The organism is Kordiimonas sp. (genome assembly GCF_048260245.1).
Taxonomy (GTDB): Bacteria; Pseudomonadota; Alphaproteobacteria; order Sphingomonadales; family Kordiimonadaceae; genus Kordiimonas.
The window spans coordinates 152,453-158,452 of sequence record NZ_JBLXGZ010000005.1 but is presented as its reverse complement, the minus strand read 5'-3'; the positions used below and the strand labels follow the sequence as shown (position 1 = coordinate 158,452).

Genomic DNA, 6,000 nt, shown 5'->3' with positions numbered 1-6,000 from the left:
GACATAAAGGCCAATCATGTAGTTGCCCACTGTGCCGAAGAAGCTCCCGGCGCCGGTGCTTATGGTTGTCTCCAGGCCATCGGCAACATTGCTTCCTTCGTACCAGGACAGGACTTCATAATTTTCGCCTTGCCGACCGACCCAGGCAAGCGTGAAATCTTGCAGATTGTTGAGGTCGCAGATCGAATAGCTTTCTGAGGAACTGTCAGCGCGGTGAAATGTCGATCCGCAGGCATTGAGAGAGATGTCGTCTCCAAGAGAAACCGGGCCATAGCTGCCCGGGTCAGCAAGGACGTCAAAATAGTTATAGCTGTATGTCGCGTTTGCGCTAACCGAAATGCAAAGCCCCATCGTTGCCGCAATGCTTAGTTTGGCAAATGAACTGTGCTTCTTTTTTATCTTTTTAAACATGGATCTAACTTTCATACAGTTATCAAGTTCTGACGGCTCTTGGTGAGATAACCGGTCTGGTATGATCGGTTCGAGGTAGTACGATGAAACGCAATTATTCGATGATATATTATGCTCCCAATTCACTAAATATTCGTAAAAGTTGATCAAATTATGTAAATTAGGCACTGAAGTGGTGGCTCAAGCCTTGCCATATTGGCAACAGGCGCGCCATAGTTGTTCATTGCCGCCGGGGGTGCTGTAGGTCACGGAAGATTCCGGCTGGGCTGGAGGTGAGCGCGTAGGGCGCCAAGACCTGCCACGGCATCGTTTTTTAGTTATGGGGAATTTCATGAAATTTACAATCAGGCCTGCTTTCATTGCTTCCGTCGCGTCCATCGGCATGCTTGCTGCTTGCGGCAGCGCAGAAGAGGAAGCAGAGCAAATTGATTATGCGTCATTTGATGACGCCGCGGTCAAGCAGATGGTTGACGAAGGTGAATATCAAAAAGCACTTGAGGTCATCAAAGCACAAGACGAAATGGAAATCTCTGACAAGACAGACTTTCTTGTCGCGTCCGATATCTACCTGAGCCTCATGGACGGTGTGGCTGCCGAAGTTGCTATCGAAAAGGCAAAGGATGCGGGCGCCAGCGAAGGTGAAGTCGCGTTAAAGCTGGGCCGTGCGCTTCTTTTGCAAGGCAAGTTTGAAGCGGCGGAGAATATTCTCAAAAATACCGAGTTTGAGGCTGAAGAGAAATTTTCAGCCCTGTTATTGCGCGGTGATATCGCTCAGCAGGTCGGCGATGATGACGGCGGGCGTCGTTTTTACCTTGCGGCTGTTGAGCAAAACCCTGACGACTTCCGCGGACATCTTGGCCTTGCGCTGCAAGCGTTGAATTTAGGTCAGTTAGAGGATGCAGACAAATATGCGGCCGATGCCGCTGCCCTTGTCGAGGATGATCCAATCTTACGGTACGTTCAGGGAACGGTTGCACGTTATCAGCAACGACCGGAGGAGGCAGAACAACATTTGCTTAAGGCGATTGAACTGCACAGCGGCAACATGTTGGCGTATTTTGAGCTCATCAACTTGTATATCGAGGCGGGTGAGACAGAAAAGGCGCAAGGGCAAATTGATAGCATTTATGCGTTAGCCCCGAATAATCCGATGGCGCAATATTTCACGGCTCTCATGCTTGCCATTGAAGGTAAAGAGCAGGAAGCGGAATATGTCTTGCTTCGGATCGGTGATTTGACCCGGACATTTCCACCCGCAGCACGCATATATGGCCATGTTGCTTTCACCCTTGGGAAGTATTCATCGGCGCAACCCTATCTGGAACGGTTTCTGGAGCGCGCGCCTGGTGATCGTGTGACCCGTATCATGCTCGCAGAAACTCTGAGCCGCCGCGGACAGGGAGCCAAAGCACTGCTTTACCTTGAGCCGTTGATTGGCGATGAAAACCCCGATGTCGAGGGCTTGCTGCAAGCTGCTGCCGCTCATGGTTCTATGGGCCGGCTGGGTGAGGCGCGCGAATATATAGAGCGGGCAAACAAAGTAGCCCGCGCCGACGACGAAATGGACCAAGATCTGGTGCAACAGTTGTCCCAGCGTCTTGCCCTTAGCCGGTATATCGATGGCGACCCTGCCGGTGCGGTAGCCGAGTTGGAGGCGATGTATGCGGATGTGGAGGGCGACCCTGAGAGTTTGGTGCTGCTGGCCAATATGCAAATGGAGACAGGAGCGCTCGACCGTGCACGAGATACAGCGGAGCGCATACTGAAGATTGAGCCGGATAGCGTTATCGGGAACAACCTCTTGGGGGCTATCCGCTATCGCAACCGTGATGTGGAAGGTGCTGTTGCTCTATACAATAAGGCGCTGGCGAAAAATCCAGAGTATCAATCCGCGCTTAAAAACCGTGGACTGGCCTATATGACGAGCGAACGGTACGAGGAAGCCAAGGCTGACTTCAAGAAGCTCCTCGACCTTGGTGCGGAAGATGCGCAGGTTCATGCCATGCTTGGGCGTGTCTATCTTGAATTGGGTAACGGTAAGGATGCAGCACCTCACCTGAAACAGGCGACCAGCATTATTCCCGAATCTGCGATTATCACGACAGATTATGCGGAAGCCCTTGCGCTGTCGGGCCTGCGCTCTACCGCGATCAACCAAGCTAAAAGAGCGAAGCTGCTGGCGAAGGGCGATGCTAATCTGACACAATATATCGATGAGCTTGTAGTGAGATGGCAGGCCGAAGAAGCCATAGCCAAGTCTGCAGAGGATGCTGAACGCGAAAAACGCCGCGAAGAGTTGGCGAAGAAGCGGGAAGAGATGGAGAAAGCGCGTCAGGCTCTTATCGAAGATGGCAGCCTGAAGGCTAAGGACGAGGATGAGCCTGACGAGGAAGAGGACGAAACACCTCAACTATGAAGTCTTTGACCGGTTAACATATCTGAGCTTTGATATAAGGGAGGTGTTATTTGCACCTCCCTTGGTTCTGCCATTTTCTGTATAGGGCGATTATGCCGATATTGTTTCTAGTGATTTTCGTAATTATGGCCAGTTTCGCGCTGTTGTTGCCGTCGATTATGTTTGTACTCCAGAACCTCGGCGCCAGCGAAGCCTGGGCGACCCCGATCCTTGCCAGCTATGGCTTTGCTCAGTTCTTGTCAGGCCCGGTGTGGGGACGCCTCTCAGACCGCGTCGGGCGCAAACCGGTATTGGTGGCAAGCCTGTTGCTGGCGGCCTTATCATATTGCTTTGTGGCTTTCGGCGCGAATACGGTTGTAAAACTGCACCTGGGTCTGGTGTTCGCTGGCTTGTGCGCTGGCAACTCTGCCGTATTGTATGCTGCCGTCACGGACCTCACTGGCATTGAAGGGCGAGCCAAGGGTATGGGCGTTATAGGCGCAGGTATCGGCCTTGCCTTTACGGTTGGCCCGGCAATAGGCGCGATGCTCAGTGGCGTTTCGGCAGATGGTGCCGATATCTCCTCGCCGGCCAAGGTGTCTGTGGTTGCGTGCCTTCTAGGTGCACTGGTTGTGGCCTTGCGCTTTCACGAGAGTTTGTCGGTGCCTGAAGGGGCGATAAAATCAGGGCATGTGGGACGAATTGAAGCTGTGCGGCGGTTGGGCTATAAACCGTTGCTGCTGCAATTGAGTATCGTGATGTGTTTTTTCACATTTGGTCTGGCGATGATGGAATCGATCATGTCGTACCTGATGAATGATAAACACAATTGGGGCCCGCGCGACCTCGGTGTGATGTTCGCCTACTTCGGGCTTGTTCTTATCATTGTTCAAGGCGGGTTGGTTGGTCGCCTCGCTGCGCGTTTCGGTGAAGTGAACCTCGCACGGTCCGGTATCATCTTTATGGGGATCGGCTTGGGATCGATAGCGTTTTCCCCGGTGAGTGCAGGGGTGTTTGTCGGGCTAACATTTGTCAGCGTTGGTACGGCAATTTTCAATACATCGGTACTGTCTATAGCGTCCCGCGCAAGTGAAGCCGGGGAGCGAGGACTGGTGATGGGTGTATTCCAGTCGATGCAGGCACTGGGCCGTTCTATAGGTCCGATTTTGACCGGATTTTTATATGGCTATTTCCACGAGTTACCATTTGTTGTCAGCATCGGGATTATGATGCTTTTGCTGGTTTGGGCTTCTCTTCTGTTTTCACAGATGAAGCGGCAGGCAGCCACATAAGCCTACTTCATCGTCTTACCCAGTCGCGCTCCTCCTTGACAGGGCGAGCCTCTGGAGGACTGCACTACCCTTTTTAATCTCAGACGGTCGCCAGTTCTTGCAAGGAAGCGAATTATCTGCCAGCATAGCTGATAATGTGATCACATTTTCGGGGAGCATGGAATGCGCAGATTATTCTTGTCGGCAAGTGCAATAAGTAGCCTGTTTTTTTGTGGCTTGCCTGTTGCTGCCGGACAGCCGGCTGATTTGGTGTTGACGGGGGGGGCAATCTACACTGTTGACCCCGAAGGGCATAAAGCTACCGCAATGGCGGTAGCGGGCGGGAAAATTCTTTACGTCGGTGATGACGCTGGGGTCAAAGCCTATATTGGTGAAGCGACACAACAACATGATTTGGCGGGGCGGCCAGTCTTTCCCGGTTTTACCGATAGCCATGCGCACCTGCCCGGAGGCGGTGAAACTCTTTTGGGGTTGGGTCTTGGTGGTATAGAATCGCCGGATGAGGTGCTGGCGCAGATCAAGGCTTACGCCGGCGCGCACCCCGACCAGCCTGTTCTGGTTGGTTCGGGTTGGGAGCTTAGCCTGTTTCCTGAGGCAAATCCGGGCAAAGAACTGCTTGATGCCATCCTTCCTGACAGGCCTATCTTTTTATCCGCAGCGGACGGTCATAACGGATGGGTAAACAGCGCCATGCTGGAGCTTGCGGGCATCACCTCGGAGACGGCGGACCCGGAAAACGGGCGTATCGAGAGGGATGCGGACGGTAACCCTACGGGTACGCTGCGGGAGTCTGCCATGGGCCTGTTGGTGCCGTATCTTCCCGTTCCCGATTTAACTGAAGTTATCGCGTCCCTTGAAGCTGGTGTGAATTACCAGCTTTCTCATGGTATTACCGCCAGCATAGATGCAGCTATTATGGATGACATGCAGGAGAAGGCATATCTGAAGGCGGGAGAGCGGAGAGATTTTCCTCAGCGGGTGCGTATCTCGCTTCTTGCTGCCGATGAAATGGTGACTTCCAAAGTCACCGGCGAGAATGTCGACAGGACAGTTGCAAATGTATCGAAGCGGCGGGAAGAGTACCGAAAAACTAGCGCTGGTCGCATCAACGCGGAATCAGTGAAAATATTTGTTGACGGTGTCGCTGAAAACCATACCGCAGCGATGTTGAAACCCTATATCGGCGCGCCGCTTGGCGCAGACCATAAGGGCGATATCAATCTCAGTGAAGAGGCGTTGCACGCTTATGTCGGGAAACTGGACGCAGCTGGTTTTCAGGTGCATATGCATGCCATTGGCGACAGGGCTGTACGTGTTGCTCTGGACGCTGTGGAAGATGCGCAAAAACAAAATGGCGAGTTGGGCAACAGGCATCATATTGCCCACCTGGAAGTAGTTCAGCCAGAGGATATAAAGCGATTTGCAGCGCTTGGCGTGTCCGCCAACATGCAAACGCTGTGGCATTTCCGAGATGCTTATATCACAGACCTGACGGAGCCCTTCCTCGAGAAGGATGTACAGCGCTGGCTTTATCCCGCCAAGAGTTTTGAAGATGCCGGGGTGCGCGTTGTGTGGGGCAGTGACTGGCCCGTGTCCACCAGCGACCCGTTTGACTCGATCGAGGTCGCGGTATTGCGGCGCGACCCTCACGCTGCGAACGGTGACACCTGGAATAAGGCCGAAGCGCTGAGCGTGGATGATATGATCCGGGCGTTGACGATTGACGGAGCCTATATCACTGGCGAGGAGAAAATACGCGGATCGCTTGAGGTTGGCAAACTAGCCGACTTTATTGTTCTCGATGGCGACCCCTACACGGTGGAGCCGGAAGATATTAGTGAGATATCTGTCCTGAAGGCTTTTATCGAAGGCAAGGAAGTTTTTTCGCGGCAGAAGTAGATG

Annotated in this window: 4 protein-coding genes; 3 read left to right on the top strand and 1 reads right to left on the bottom strand. The window is 53.0% G+C overall.

All coding sequences use genetic code 11. The annotated features are described in order from the left end of the window. Window positions 1–411 (bottom strand): hypothetical protein (locus ACN0VM_RS04830; protein WP_417449716.1); only part of this gene is annotated, 411 nt, incomplete at its 3' end. 331 nt (window positions 412–742) lie between these two features. Between ACN0VM_RS04830 and ACN0VM_RS04825 the strand changes: the two genes are divergently transcribed. The 3 genes from ACN0VM_RS04825 to ACN0VM_RS04815 all read left to right on the top strand — a co-directional run bounded on the left by ACN0VM_RS04825 (window position 743) and on the right by ACN0VM_RS04815 (window position 5,997). Next, complete coding sequence (locus tag ACN0VM_RS04825) at window positions 743–2,827, top strand: tetratricopeptide repeat protein (protein ID WP_417449715.1); 2,085 nt, start codon at window positions 743–745, stop codon at window positions 2,825–2,827. Between the two features lie 92 nt (window positions 2,828–2,919). After that, on the top strand, window positions 2,920–4,098 hold the full coding sequence (locus tag ACN0VM_RS04820; RefSeq protein ID WP_417449714.1) for an MFS transporter: 1,179 nt from the start codon (window positions 2,920–2,922) through the stop codon (window positions 4,096–4,098). A 162-nt stretch (window positions 4,099–4,260) separates the two neighbouring features. Continuing rightward, on the top strand, window positions 4,261–5,997 hold the full coding sequence (locus ACN0VM_RS04815; protein WP_417449713.1) for an amidohydrolase: 1,737 nt from the start codon (window positions 4,261–4,263) through the stop codon (window positions 5,995–5,997). Window positions 5,998–6,000 lie beyond the last annotated feature (3 nt).